This is a genomic window from Malonomonas rubra DSM 5091 (assembly GCF_900142125.1).
GTDB classification, from domain to species: Bacteria; Desulfobacterota; Desulfuromonadia; order Desulfuromonadales; family Geopsychrobacteraceae; genus Malonomonas; species Malonomonas rubra.
Genome location: NZ_FQZT01000001.1, coordinates 514,772 through 527,902 on the forward strand (window position 1 = coordinate 514,772; position 13,131 = coordinate 527,902).

Annotated in this window: 14 protein-coding genes; 2 read left to right on the plus strand and 12 right to left on the minus strand. The window is 53.0% G+C overall.

The window, feature by feature from the left end; genetic code table 11:
* Positions 1 to 37: 37 nt before the first annotated feature.
* From BUB13_RS02320 to cmk, 9 genes are all read right to left on the minus strand, one after another.
* Positions 38 to 661, minus strand: a complete 624-nt coding sequence (locus tag BUB13_RS02320; RefSeq protein WP_072905126.1) for an HAD family hydrolase — start codon at positions 659 to 661, stop codon at positions 38 to 40.
* Entirely contained in the window at positions 648 to 1,436 is a 789-nt protein-coding gene (gene lgt, locus BUB13_RS02325; RefSeq protein WP_072905127.1) for a prolipoprotein diacylglyceryl transferase, read from the minus strand. Before lgt ends, BUB13_RS02320 begins: the two co-directional genes overlap by 14 nt.
* Positions 1,433 to 2,356 carry an RluA family pseudouridine synthase gene (locus tag BUB13_RS02330; RefSeq protein ID WP_072905128.1) on the minus strand — a complete coding sequence of 308 codons (924 nt, stop codon included), beginning with the start codon at positions 2,354 to 2,356 and terminating at the stop codon, positions 1,433 to 1,435. The genes lgt and BUB13_RS02330 overlap by 4 nt, the downstream gene beginning before the upstream one ends.
* 161 nt (positions 2,357 to 2,517) lie before the next feature.
* Positions 2,518 to 2,805 carry a hypothetical protein gene (locus BUB13_RS18740; protein WP_139249285.1) on the minus strand — a complete coding sequence of 96 codons (288 nt, stop codon included), beginning with the start codon at positions 2,803 to 2,805 and terminating at the stop codon, positions 2,518 to 2,520.
* 50 nt (positions 2,806 to 2,855) lie between these two features.
* Entirely contained in the window at positions 2,856 to 3,134 is a 279-nt protein-coding gene (locus BUB13_RS02335) for an integration host factor subunit beta (RefSeq protein WP_072905129.1), read from the minus strand.
* Positions 3,135 to 3,169: 35 nt separating this feature from the next.
* Positions 3,170 to 4,060 (minus strand): signal peptide peptidase SppA, encoded by an 891-nt coding sequence (sppA, locus tag BUB13_RS02340; protein WP_072905130.1) that lies wholly within the window; start codon positions 4,058 to 4,060, stop codon positions 3,170 to 3,172.
* A gap of 61 nt (positions 4,061 to 4,121) precedes the next feature.
* Positions 4,122 to 5,846 carry a 30S ribosomal protein S1 gene (locus BUB13_RS02345; RefSeq protein WP_072905131.1) on the minus strand — a complete coding sequence of 575 codons (1,725 nt, stop codon included), beginning with the start codon at positions 5,844 to 5,846 and terminating at the stop codon, positions 4,122 to 4,124.
* A gap of 150 nt (positions 5,847 to 5,996) precedes the next feature.
* Positions 5,997 to 6,839: a 4-hydroxy-3-methylbut-2-enyl diphosphate reductase gene (ispH, locus tag BUB13_RS02350; RefSeq protein ID WP_072905132.1), complete on the minus strand. Its 843-nt coding sequence runs from the start codon at positions 6,837 to 6,839 to the stop codon at positions 5,997 to 5,999.
* Between the two features lie 2 nt (positions 6,840 to 6,841).
* Positions 6,842 to 7,525: a (d)CMP kinase gene (gene cmk, locus BUB13_RS02355; RefSeq protein ID WP_072905133.1), complete on the minus strand. Its 684-nt coding sequence runs from the start codon at positions 7,523 to 7,525 to the stop codon at positions 6,842 to 6,844.
* 352 nt (positions 7,526 to 7,877) lie between these two features.
* Between cmk and BUB13_RS18880 the strand changes: the two genes are divergently transcribed.
* The gene (locus BUB13_RS18880; protein WP_153305026.1) at positions 7,878 to 8,054 is read left to right on the plus strand and encodes a symporter small accessory protein; all 177 of its coding nucleotides are present in this window, start codon (positions 7,878 to 7,880) and stop codon (positions 8,052 to 8,054) included.
* Positions 8,055 to 8,069: 15 nt separating this feature from the next.
* Complete coding sequence (locus BUB13_RS02360; protein WP_072905139.1) at positions 8,070 to 9,683, plus strand: sodium:solute symporter family protein; 1,614 nt, start codon at positions 8,070 to 8,072, stop codon at positions 9,681 to 9,683.
* A 105-nt stretch (positions 9,684 to 9,788) separates the two neighbouring features.
* On the opposite strand, the gene aroA is transcribed toward BUB13_RS02360, so the two are convergent.
* Genes aroA through pheA form a run of 3 tightly spaced genes read right to left on the minus strand, consistent with a single transcriptional unit; the run spans position 9,789 to position 13,074 of the window.
* Positions 9,789 to 11,087, minus strand: coding sequence for a 3-phosphoshikimate 1-carboxyvinyltransferase (gene aroA, locus BUB13_RS02365; protein WP_072905141.1), 1,299 nt, complete (start codon positions 11,085 to 11,087; stop codon positions 9,789 to 9,791).
* 21 nt (positions 11,088 to 11,108) lie between these two features.
* Positions 11,109 to 11,975, minus strand: a complete 867-nt coding sequence (locus BUB13_RS02370; protein ID WP_072905143.1) for a prephenate dehydrogenase — start codon at positions 11,973 to 11,975, stop codon at positions 11,109 to 11,111.
* Positions 11,968 to 13,074, minus strand: coding sequence for a prephenate dehydratase (gene pheA / locus BUB13_RS02375; RefSeq protein WP_072905145.1), 1,107 nt, complete (start codon positions 13,072 to 13,074; stop codon positions 11,968 to 11,970). Before pheA ends, BUB13_RS02370 begins: the two co-directional genes overlap by 8 nt.
* Between the last annotated feature and the right edge of the window lie 57 nt (positions 13,075 to 13,131).

A 13,131-nucleotide genomic window follows, 5' to 3' on the forward strand; every position in this document is an offset into this window, starting at 1 on the left:
AACAACAACGGGGAGCCGAATAGCTCCCCGTTGTTGTTTAACCTTTCGGCAGATAGTCCAAAAGCTGCAGGTGGCTATTGACAGCAACCTCGCCACCAGCCAAACCTCCATAACCGACAAACCTGACGTTGGCTCCAGCCGCGGCCATCTGATCCAGCTCCGAATCCCCAATAAACAGACAGTTTTCCGGTGCAAAGCCAAGCCGTTGTGATGCCAGCAATAACATATCTGGAGCCGGCTTCGGCTTTGCCACATCCTTGCTGGTAACAACGGCGGAAAAGTAAGCTTCCAATCCGAAATGACTGAGAATCGGCTCGACGCTGGTGCCTCGATTGGTCGCGACCGCCAGGGGATACTCGGCAGCAAGCTGCTCTAGCACCTCAGGCAGGTGCGGCTCCGGTTTCATAAAAGGTATAAAATCGCGAAAGTCGAGCGTTGCCGCGTAATCGAGAGCGGGCTTCACATCCTCTTTTTTCAGCAGTACGGCAAACACATCAACTGAACATGCAGTATGACAGAGGTGGGCACGCTCCTTCTGCTCGTGGCTGACCAGCGGATAAGCAAATTTTTCCAACACCTGGTTGTAATAGGCCAGGTTGGCATCGCGGCTTTCGAACAGAACGCCATCACAATCGAAAATAATTCCATCAATCCGACTCATGTTGTGCCCTTTTTAAGCAGTAAACAATCCCGGCACTACCGATGAGCAGCATCGGTAACGACAACAGTTGCCCCATAGTTGCGCCTCCCCAGAGAAAACCAAGGTGAGCATCCGGCTGACGCACGAATTCAGCCAGAAAACGGAAAAGGCCGTACAGTGCCAGAAAACTGAAACCGGCAACACCGGGACGCGCTTTCAGTCGATGCAGCAGATAAATAACGACCAGTAATACCAGCCCTTCCAGTGCTGCTTCGTACAACTGGCTCGGGTGCCTCGGTTGAGGTCCGGCAGCAGGGAAGATCACCCCCCAGGGCAGATCGGTTTCGCGCCCCCAGAGTTCTGCGTTGATAAAGTTGCCGATTCGACCAAAACCGAGCCCGATCGGGACCGCTGCGACCACCAGATCGGCAATCATCAGCAGAGAATACCGCTTCTTCCAGCAGTAGTAGAACAAAACCGCAAGCACACCGAGCAAACCACCATGGAAACTCATGCCGCCTTCCCAGACATAAAATATCTCCAGCGGATGCTGCAGGTAGTAGCTCGAATTATAAAAAAGGGTATAGCCGATGCGACCGCCGGCAACGACGCCAATAACCCCGTAAAACAGCAAGTCGGAAACCTGCTCTTTACCGAGCGGATACTCGCGCAACCTGGCGACATGGTTCATCATGAGATAGCCACCAACAAAACCGAGCAGATACATCATGCCGTACCAGCGGACCGCCAATGGTCCAATACTGAAAATTACCGGATCGATTTGTGGAAAGGTCATGATCTGTTCTTCAATCCCGCAATAACCTGCGCCATGTCTGCCGGCAGCGGCGCCTGCAGATCGAGTGTTTCACCGCTGACCGGATGCTCAAACACCAGCCGTGCAGCATGCAGCAGCGGTCGGTCAAATCCCATCCCGGACAGACTCTTCGGCCCGCCATAGCGCTCGTCCCCTAGCAAGGGATGCCCCTGCTCCGACATGTGGGCACGAATCTGATGAGAACGTCCGGTAAGCAACTCGATATCGAGCAGGCTCGCATCGGTCCAGCTGTTCTCAACCCTATACCGGGTAATCGCTTCTTTGCCGCCTTTGGAGACAGACATCACTTTGTTAGCTTGTCGTGTCCGCGCCAGAAATGATCGGATCTCCCCTTCATTTTTCTCTGGGGTCCCAGCAACCAGAGCAAGATAGCGCTTCTCTACCCGGTGTTCCACAAAAATTTCCGTCATTTTTTTGTGCGCACGCTGGTGAATAGAAAAAGCAATCAGGCCGCTGGTACCACGATCGAGCCGCTGGATCATCCCCAGTTCCGGCTTGACATGCTGCCGAAATGGGTCTTTCAACAGCCACTGGGCAGCTTCGTACAAGGTTCCTTTATAACGAGCATGGGTCGGCTGGGTGTCGATATGGGCTGGTTTGTTCAACACCAGCAGAAACTTGTCACGATAAACGATATCATCATCGGCAATTCTGTAGGGAGTCGGCGGAAGATGATCAACATAAGCCTCGATCCGATCCCCCGGCCTGACAGTATTCGAACAACTGCGGACACGACGCCCGTTCACATGAACGCCACCCAGATCTATGATTTTCTTGGCGAAGCTGCGCGATATATCAGCAGTTGTATCTGCTAGAAATTGATCCAACCTTTTATCGGCATTTTCAGCCGTTGCTTCGAGTCGATGAATAGTCCATTTCATGAGAGAAAAAAGCCGTAACTATTTGTTTTTTAGAATATATCTATTTATAGCACTTTAGCTTTTTGCTTGACAAGAAAGCTGAAATTGCTATGATCAATTTACGTTTAAGCGATCTTTGATTTCTGGGATGCACGGGCCGGTTGCGGTGCCTTGACCAACGTTCAGTTTTGACCTGTCAGATCGTGGAACGATGGTGAGCATGCCTGCCCATGAGCAGGACGCCTGAAGTCGCTCCCGACGACCAGATTGGTAATCAGGTCATTTGTCCCGAGCCATACCGGCATCCCGGATAGTTTTTGACAATTGGCATCGACCTTGTCTTTGCGGTTGAGTAAAACTGGCAACCGAAACGTCGATCTCGCAGCAGCTGATAGCAGTTGCCCCGGATCTTCTGAGTAGGACGCTGCAGTTCCCGCATCGCAGGTGTCGAAGCCAATTGTCGAAGCCAATAAAAAAGCCCCGGATTTTTCGTCCGGGGCTTTTTCCGTACTAAATCTGATTATTCATCAACCCGTTCACGGAGTTCTTTGCCGGTTTTAAAGAACGGTGTCTTGCGCGAAGGAATCTTCACCAGTTCACCACTCTTTGGATTTCTCGCTTCACGTGCTTCACGTTCACGCACAGAAAAAGAACCAAAACCACGAATTTCAACCCGGTCACCGTCGGCAAGAGCATTACCGATTCCCCCGAAAATCAGGTTGATAATCGACTCAGCATCTTTCTTGTTAAGCAAGTCGTGCTCGTCGGAAAGCCTCTCAATCAATTCACTCTTTGTCATCTTCCACCTTCCAAACTTTCTCAATCAGCTCTCTGTTAATAGCTGTTCCATAAATACTGCGGACCGATCGCCATTCTTTCTTTCAGACTAATCCCCAAATAGCGGCTGGCCGCCCCCTGCATCAACCTGTCAATAAAATCCAAACGCTCCGGCTCGGGATAAACCAGATCGGGATCGGCTCCCAACCCGGCCACCTTGGCCGCATATTTGACGGCATCATTAAAGGTACCCAGTTCGTCAATCAAACCAATCTGTTTTGCCTGCCGACCGGTGAACAACCGACCATCGACATAAGGGCGCAAACGATCTACCGGCAAATTGCGTCCCTCGCTGATAGCATCGACAAACTGTGCATGCACATCATCGATCATCTCCTGCAGCAGTTCACGATCCGCCGCAGAAAACTCGCGATAGGAAGAACCGATATCTTTGAAGCGGCCGCTTTTGACAACTTCATTTTTAACCCCGACCTTGTCCATCAACTCCCGATAGTCAGGGAAAGACATGATTACACCGATACTTCCGGTGATACTGCCAGGGTTGGCAAACAGGCGTTCGCCGGCAATCGCCAGGTAGTACCCCCCTGACGCCGCCACGGCCCCCATCGAGACAATCAGGGGCTTTTCCTTGGCCAGCTGCTTCAGCTCAGCGTAAATTTCCTGCGAGGGAGCAACCCCGCCACCAGGCGAATCGATCCGCAAGACAACGGCTTTCACACTGCTGTTGTCGCGAAACTCATCAATCTGTGCGGTCATTTGCCGGGCATCGAAAATAGCGCCGCGAACTTCCAGCACGCCGATTTTTTCACCGACCGGAACAACGCTGCGTCCACCGCTCAACATTCCGGCAGTAAATACAACCAGCAGAAAGAACAGAAAGATCGCGCTGATTGTCATCGATGCCAATAAAAAGGGGCGTTTTTTCATCAGCTTTACACAAAAAAAGGGCTCCGGCACACACCGGAGCCCCGTTTTCTCGCATTATGGATTAATCGTCGGACTTGCGGCCCATAGCGCCCTGGAGCAGGTCGCCGAGATTCGAGGTTGCACTCTTCTGCGCCCCCATGAACTCGTTGACTTCAGCTTTTTCCTTCTGCTCGTCGATATTCTTGATCGAAAGAGCAATCTTGCGATCAACGGTATCAACCTGCAGAACGGCAGCTTCCAGAGTATCACCGACAGCAGCAAATTCTTTCGGTGCGTCGATTTTCTCTTTGCTCAGTTCGGACACGTGGACCAAACCTTCGATACCCTCTTCCAGTTCAAGGAAGATGCCGAAATCAGTCACCGAAGTCACAACACCGCTGACGATGGTACCCGGAGCATAGCGGGTCGGAACGGTTTCCCACGGATCGGAAGCGAGCTGCTTCAGGCCGAGGGAGAAACGCTCGTTCTCACGGTCGATATTGAGAACAACAGCCTTGACCAGGTCACCTTTCTTATAGGCTTCCGACGGATGCTTGATCCGCTTGGTCCAGGACAGGTCGGAGATGTGAACAAGACCGTCGATGCCCTCGTCAACACCAACGAAGATACCGAAGTCAGTGATGTTCTTGACTTGACCTTCGATGATGGTACCGATCGGGAACTTCTCACCGATAACATCCCAGGGGTTCGGCTCAACCTGCTTGAGGCCGAGGGAGATGCGGCGGTTTTCGGTGTCGAGAGCCAGAACAACAGACTCGACTTCGTCACCGATATTGAGCACTTTATTCGGGTGTTTAACACGCTTGGTCCAGCTCATTTCAGAGACGTGGATCAGGCCTTCGACGCCCTCTTCCAACTCAATGAATGCGCCGTAATCGGTCAGGCTGACAACCTTACCAGTGACCTTGCCCTCGACCGGGTACTTGGCCTGAACATCGAGCCATGGATCAGGAGCGATCTGCTTGAGACCAAGAGAAACACGCTCTTTTTCTTTGTCGAACTTGAGAACCTTGACGTTGATCTTGTCACCGACTGCCAGAATATCGGACGGGTGCTTGACCCGGCCCCAGGACATATCAGTGATGTGCAGCAGACCGTCGATACCGCCGAGGTCGATAAATGCACCGTAATCGGTCAGGTTCTTGACTACGCCCTCGACTACCTGGTTTTCTTCCAGAGTCTTGAGGGTCTCGCCACGCTGCGACTCACGCTCGGTTTCGAGCAGGACACGGCGGGAGAGAACAATATTTCCGCGACGCTTGTTCAGCTTGATGATCTTGAACTCAAAAGACTCACCGATCACCTTGTCCAGGTTACGGACAGGGCGCAGGTCAACTTGAGAACCGGGCAGGAATGCATTAACGCCGATATCAACCGACAGACCGCCTTTAATGCGGCTGATGATTTTACCTTCGACAACAGCTCCTTCTTCCAGAGAATTCCAGATCTTCTGACGATCGGCTTTCTCCTTCGAGAGAACGATCAGACCACTGTCGCTCTCGCCACCACCAAACAGGACGTCGTAAACATCACCAACTTTTACATTGATCTCGCCGTTTTCATCAGCAAACTCGCGGATCGGGATAACCCCTTCCGACTTGTAGCCAACATCGACAACAACCGAATCAGGATTCACCTGAACGATCGTGCCTTCGACAACATCATTGCGCTTCAATTCGAAGCCGCCCTGCTCATAATCCTTGAGCAGTTCCTCGAAGCTCATTTCTTCGCCTTCGAGTCCTTCCATTACTTCCATTTCGTCTTGCAGTTCTTTGTCTTCTACCATTGGGTTGAAACCCCCTTACGAATTTCCCGACGCCTCTCGACGGCGGACTCTTTACGAGACTGCGGAAGATAACACAGCCTCAAACAAAAACAAAGTAATATTTTTCAAGCAGTTATTCTTTTTAATCCGACTTTTTTCGTCAGTTGAAAGCTAACCTGCAGCAGCAATTTTTTTCAGTCTCTGAACAACTTCGTCGATGATCCAGCCGGGTGTCGAAGCACCAGCAGTCAGGCCAACTTTTTCCTTGTTGACAAACCAGCTTTGCTCCAGTTGTGCCGCCGTTTCTATATGATGCGTACAGGGCTGCTGCTCCTTGCAGAGCCGCGCAAGGCGGGACGTATTGGCACTGTTGAAGCCACCGACAACCAGCATCAGGTCGACTTCAGCGGCAATCTGGCGCGCTTCACGCTGGCGCAAAGTGGTCGCATCGCAGATAGTGTTGTAAACGCGCAGCTCCTTCGCCTTAATCAGACAGGCATCAACAATTTCCTTCAGGTTTTCGAACGGCTGCGTGGTCTGGGCAACGATGCCGATCTTACGGTTTTCCGGCAATGTCTTGACATCATCGGCACAGGTGACAACCACCGCCTCACCTTTCGCGTAGGAAAAAATCCCCTGCACTTCCGGGTGATCCGCCTCGCCGACCAGCACCACCAGGTAACCATCGGCACTCAGCTTTTCCGCGTAATCCTGCGCTTTTTTCACAAATGGGCAGGTCGCATCGATCACCTGAAGATGCTTATCCTCGATCTCCTGCATTTCTTCCGCAGTTATCCCATGCGAGCGTACGACCACTGCGCCGCCCGGGATTTCGGCCACCTGTTTGCAGACCCGCACCCCCTGCTGCTCCAGCTGCTCGACCACCTGCGGCGAGTGAATCAGCGGACCAAGAGAGTGAATCTGTTCATGCTGCGAGGAAGCGTCAAAGGCCATCTGCGTCGCTCGCTTAACGCCGAAACAGAAACCGGCACTTTTCGCCAGGATAATCTCCATGTTCAACTCTCCCGTTTTTCCCGCGCAGAAATTTCCTGCAGCATAAAATCGAGAACTTCGTCGATGCCCATGCGGGTCGAATCAATATCAATGGCATCATCCGCCCGTTTCAGAGGAGCGTGCTCTCGGGCGCTGTCAGCGGCATCGCGTTGTTCCACTTCGGCTATAGTCTGCTGCAGATCGACCTCCACGCCTTTCGCTTTCAGCTCCTCGTAACGGCGGCGGCCCCGCTCCTCAGCCGTTGCAGAAAGAAAAAACTTCACATCGGCGTTTGGAAACACCACGGTGCCAATATCACGCCCTTCCAACACAACGCCACCCACTTCGCCCATCTGGCGCTGCAGTCGCACCATGGCATCACGCACCACCGGTTGTGCAGCAACCTTGGAGGTCAACAAGCTGACCTCCGGAGTTCGGATCTGCTGCGAGACATCTTCTCCATTGACGATCACTCGTTCCTGCTCCGTGTCACGAACAAACTCAATAGTCATTCCATCACACAGTCTCTGCAAGGCATGTTCGTCGGCAACATCGACCTGCTGTCGATTGGCCAGCAAGGCCACGGAACGGTACATCGCCCCGGTATCGATATTGACATAGCCGGTGTGTTTCGCCAATGCTTTACTCAGCGTACTTTTTCCCGCCCCGGACGGGCCATCAATCGCAACAATCAGCTTGGTACCCAATTTCAATTCCCCTATACACAAGTAAAACCGGCATAAGCTTTTGCAGCCGATGCCGGTTGTTTTTGAAGGAAAAATACTATAGCAGATTTCTGTACGCTAAAATCAAGCTCGAATGCTGCTGGGCAATCCTCAGCTTAGCAGCCTCAGTCCACAAGCAAACGCCAGAGAAAACCTGAGAGCCCCTCAAAACTCCCTTCACAGCGAAATACCGTTCGATTATTTCGAACGCTTCTCCAAAAAAGATCGATTGGATTTACTTTTTCAATTCCCGTATAAACAGCCTCCGATAGCATTTAGTTTCTTTTCTGACCCCTTACAGTCATTCTGAAATATCTATTAAAAGGAGTATGCGATGTTTGGACTTGAAGGTATCGGCGTACCGGCCGGTCTCGCCTTGACCCTGATCAGTGCTGGACTCTGCATCTGGTATGGGCTGAAAAACTGGAACGTCGGTCACCTCACTGAACAGGAGGACCGCCAGAAGCAAGCCTGGATTCAAGAAGAACACAAAGTCGAAGAGACCCTGTAATTTAAGGAGTAGATTGTGAGTATTCCGTTGCTGACCAGCGTGGTGCTGGTGTACCTGTCGATCGTCGCTTTTTTAACGGTCAAGGCCTATCGCGGCACCAACAGCGCTGCCGATTACATGCTTGCGGGCCGTGAAATTCATCCCTTTGTCATGGCGATGTCGTACGGTGCAACCTTTATCAGCACTTCGGCGATCATCGGTTTCGGCGGCGCTGCGGCCGTATTCGGCATGAGTGTCTTGTGGTTGACATTTCTGACAATCATCGTCGGCATCTTTATCGCTTTTGTATTCTTCGGCCGCCGTACCCGCCTGATGGGTCTCAACCTCAATGCTCACACTTTTCCCGAGCTGCTCGGCCGGCGCTTCAATTCACGCGGCATACAAGGGATGACGGCTCTCCTGATCTTCGCAGCAATGCCTCTTTACGCCAGTGTCGTTTTGATGGGTGGCGGTAAATTCATTTCGCAAATTATGGCAATCGACTACGACGTTGCCCTCTTCTTTTTGACCCTGATTGTTGCATTATACGTCATCATGGGCGGCCTTAAGGCCGTGATGTACACCGATGCATTCCAGGCGAGCATCATGTTCAGTGGCCTGATGATCTTGCTCGGATTCACTTATTACAAGCTCGGCGGCATCACGACAGCCCACCAGCGTTTGACCGACATGCAGGAGATCGCGGTCAAGATCTTCGGCGCTAAAGGTCACACCGGCTGGACCGCCTTCCCGGAACTCGGCTCCGAATACTGGCTGATCGTCGTCACCACGATCATCCTCGGTGTCGGTATCGGCGTTCTGGCCCAGCCGCAGCTGATCGTACGCTTCATGACGGTCAAAAGTTCCCGCGAGCTTAACCGTGCCGTTTTGATCGGTGGGATCTTTATCCTCGTTGCGGTTGGCGTCCCCTTCATTGTCGGCCCCTTAAGCAACGTGTTCTTCTACTATGAAAACCCTGCAACAGCCGGTAAGATTTCCCTGCTGGCAGCCGACAAGAACGTCGCTCAAATCATCCCCATGTATATCAGCACCTCCATGCCACAGTGGTTTACCGCACTGTTCATGATCACTATGTTATCGGCAGCAATGAGTACTTTAAGTTCCCAGTTTCACGCCATGGGCACCGCCCTTGGCCGCGACATCTATGAAAAAGCTCTCGGTCGCAGCGGCAACTCGGTACTGCTGACCCGGATCGGCATCCTTTTCGCCATCATGCTCAGCTACTTTCTCGCCTGGGGGCTGCCGCACTTCTTTGAAGGAGGAACGGCAATCATTGCCCGCGGCACAGCAATTTTCTTCGGCATCTGCGCTGCCGCCTTCCTGCCGATGTACTTCGGGGCGATCTATTTTAGAGGAATGACCAAACTTTCCGCCTATGCCGGACTGGTCTCCGGCACATTGGTCAGCTTTTTCTGGTTATTCTTCGTGCACCTGAAGGAGTCGAAACCGCTACAACTCTGCAACGCCCTGTTCGGTGTCGATTCTCTCGCCATGGGCAGCAAATGGGCACTGGTTGATCCGCTGGTAATCGCGCTTCCTGCTTCGATCCTGGCAACGATCCTGTTTAATCTCTGGGGCCGACGTTTACCTGAACAACATGTGCAACGCTGCTTCGACAAGATTCGCTAAGACTTCTTCCATCCAGATAGACAAAAAAATAAACGCCGCCGGAACATTTCGTTCCGGCGGCGTTCTCAGTATCACAAACAGCCGCTTCTCTTTGCACTGGCTAAATCAAGAGCGTATATTCTCAAGCAATTCCCAAAAATTCGGAAACGAGGTTGAGGTACAGCCGGTGTCTTCAATCGTCACCTCACCAGATGCACGAAGTGCGGCAACCGCCATACTCATGGCGATGCGGTGATCGCCGAAAGAGTTGACCGTACCACCGCTGAGCGATTTACCGCCGGTCACGCGCATGCCATCTTCCAAAGGTTCAATCTGCGCACCTATTTTACCCAAGGTATCGCACATCGCGGCGATGCGGTCAGTCTCCTTCACTCGCAGTTCTTTGGCATCACGGATGGTGGTAACACCTTCAGCAAAAGCAGCGGCCACGCTAACCACCGGGAATTCGTCGATGGCGCGCGGAACCAGCTCGCCGCCGATCTCAATCCCTTTCAGCTGACTCGACTTCACCAACAGGTCGGCAACAGGCTCACCGGAGAGTTCGCGCTGGTTGAGCAATTCGATGGAACCGCCCATCTGCTGCAGGATATCGATAATTCCGCTGCGGGTCGGATTAACGCCGACATTTTTCAGCAACAGCTCGGAATCGGGAACAATCAGGCCGGCAACAAGGAAAAAAGCAGCAGAGGAGATATCGCCCGGCACAAAGACCTCGCGCCCTTCCAGCACCACCGGGCCGGTCACCCGGGCGCCTCCGTCGAAGGATTCGACCTCGGCGCCGAAATAGCACAGCATCCGCTCGCTGTGATCGCGCGACAGGTGTGGCTCGTAGACCGTGGTTGTGCCTTCAATCTGCATCCCGGCCAGCAACAGGGCCGACTTGACCTGGGCACTGGAGACTGGGGAATGATACTCGGCCGGCTTGAGGCCGCCGCCGTCAATGGTCAAGGGCGCTTTCTTGTTTCCATCGCGGCCAAGAATCTTCGCCCCCATCTCCCTCAGCGGATCGATCACCCGTCCCATCGGCCGCTTGCGCAGGTACTGGTCGCCGGTCATCACTGAATAAAAAGGTTGCGCGGCCAAGATACCGCTCATCAGGCGCATGGTGGTGCCGGAGTTACCGCAATCAAGAACATCGTCCGGCTCGAGCAAACCGTCGATGCCGCGGCCCTGGATAATCAACTCATCCTCGCCGCGCTCTTCGACTTCAACGCCCATCGCCTGAAAAATCTTCAGCGTCGACATGCAGTCTTCACCACGTAGCAGACCGACGACCCGGCTTTCCCCCTTGGCCAGCGAAGCGAACATAATCGAGCGGTGGGAAATCGATTTGTCGCCAGGCACGACGATTTCACCTTTGACGGACGTGACGGGGGCGATGGTTCTGGTTTCGTATTTATGCATCAGAATCTCATTTCATTTTTATTAAAGAATGGCATCCCGCAGCTGCTTCGAACGAAGGAAAAATTCGAACAACTTCTCGCCACTGCCTTCAGCAATATCAGTCTTCAGCTCGGCGAAAAATTTCTCGAACTGCTCCATCATCTCAAGCAGTCCATCACGGTTGGTTTCTGCAATATCGCGCCACATGGTCGGATCGGAGGAAGCAATGCGGGTAAAATCGCGGAAACCGCCGGCGGAATATTCAAGGATATTTTCTTCATAGTGATCGTAAGAACCGACCGCGTTGACCAGCGAGTAAGCAACCATGTGCGGCAGATGGCTGATCGCAGCCAGCACCCGGTCATGCTTCTCCAGCGACATTTTGACCACCTCACTCCCGGCGATCTGCCACATCTTTTCTACCAGCGCCAAGGCATCTGCATTGGTGTTTTCCGTCGGTGTGAGGATGCAACGTTTACCGCGATAGAGAGTCGGGAATGCTGCTTCAGCGCCACTCTTTTCCGTACCGGCAATCGGATGGCCCGGCACGAAATAGACGTTGTCCGGCATCAGTGGATCGATCGCTGCGGAAACCGCCCCTTTCACGCTGCCACCATCGGTGATGATCGCGCCCGGCTTACAGGCGGGCAGCAGTTCTTCCGTCACCGTCGCCAGCGTCTTCACCGGCGTTGCCAGGAAGATCACATCAGCATCCTTTACAGCGTCCAGCGGATCACGGCTGTAGCGGTCGACCACTCCAAGCTCAAGCGCTTTTTCCAGGTTTGGTTTGCCACGGCCGCAACCGACAACTTCGCCAACCGCGCCCGCCTCTTTCAGAGCCAGAGAAAGGGAGCCGCCAATCAGACCAACACCGATAATCGCCAGGCGTGGAATCAGTACATCAGCCATTATTGCCCTCCCCTTTCACTTTATCCTGCCGGGCGATCGGGTAGGATCCGAGAACCTTGAGGAAATGACAATAGTCACGTAGTTCTTCAACCGCTTCCGAAATCGGCTGATCATCAATATGACCGATCAGGTCGAGGAAGAAGATATATTCCCAAGCCTTATGCTTCATCGGTCGGCTTTCGATCTTCGACAAGTTGATCTGCCGCTTGCTGAACGGCTCCAGCATGCGGTAGAGAATCCCCGGCTCGTCCTTGATACTGAACATGATCGAGGTTTTGTCGTTGCCACTCTTCTCAGGAGTCTTTGTGCCGATGATAAGAAAACGAGTGAAATTATTCGGGTTATCCTCGATCTTTGCCTTGACCACCTTCAAACCGTACTGAACAACAGCAGCCTCACTGGCGATGGCCGCTGCAGACTCATCTTCTGCGGCCATCTGGGCAGCTGCGGCAGTGCTGGCGACGTCAACCAGCGGCACGTCGGGCAGGTTCTGCTCAAACCAGTGACGGCACTGGGCCAGCGCCTGCGGGTGGGAGACCACCTTGCTGATCTGCTCGATGTTGCCGGTTTTTGAGAGCAGATTATGGGAGATTTCCAGCATGATCTCAGCGATCACCTGCAGGTCGGAGCCGCTGAACATATCGAGGGTGTGATTGACTACCCCTTCCGTCGAGTTTTCCACCGGCACAACGCCATAGTGGGCACGACCTCGTTCCACCTCTTCGAATACAGCAGGGATGCTTTTCAGCGGTACCAGTTGCGCCGAGAGGCCGAACTGTTGCATCGCCGCCATATGGGTAAAGGTCGATTGCGGACCAAGAAACGCCACTTGCATTGGCAGTTCCATGTTCAGCGAAGCGGAAATAATCTCGCGGAAGACCTTGACCACGGCATCGTTGGGAAAAGGCCCGGCGTTCTGCGCGGTCAGGCGCTCGTAGATTGCTTTCTCGCGGCTCGGTACGTAGAAGGTTCCATCGGAACTCTCCTTTGCCTTACCAACGCCAATGACAATTTCCGCGCGCTTATTCAGCAAATCAAGGATCTGATTATCGATACCATCGATCTGTTCGCGTAATTTGTTCAACTCTTCTTTTGCCATAGTATTATCTCTAATCAAAGGGATTGATGAATGCAGGAATGTAGCCTAAAGACAATG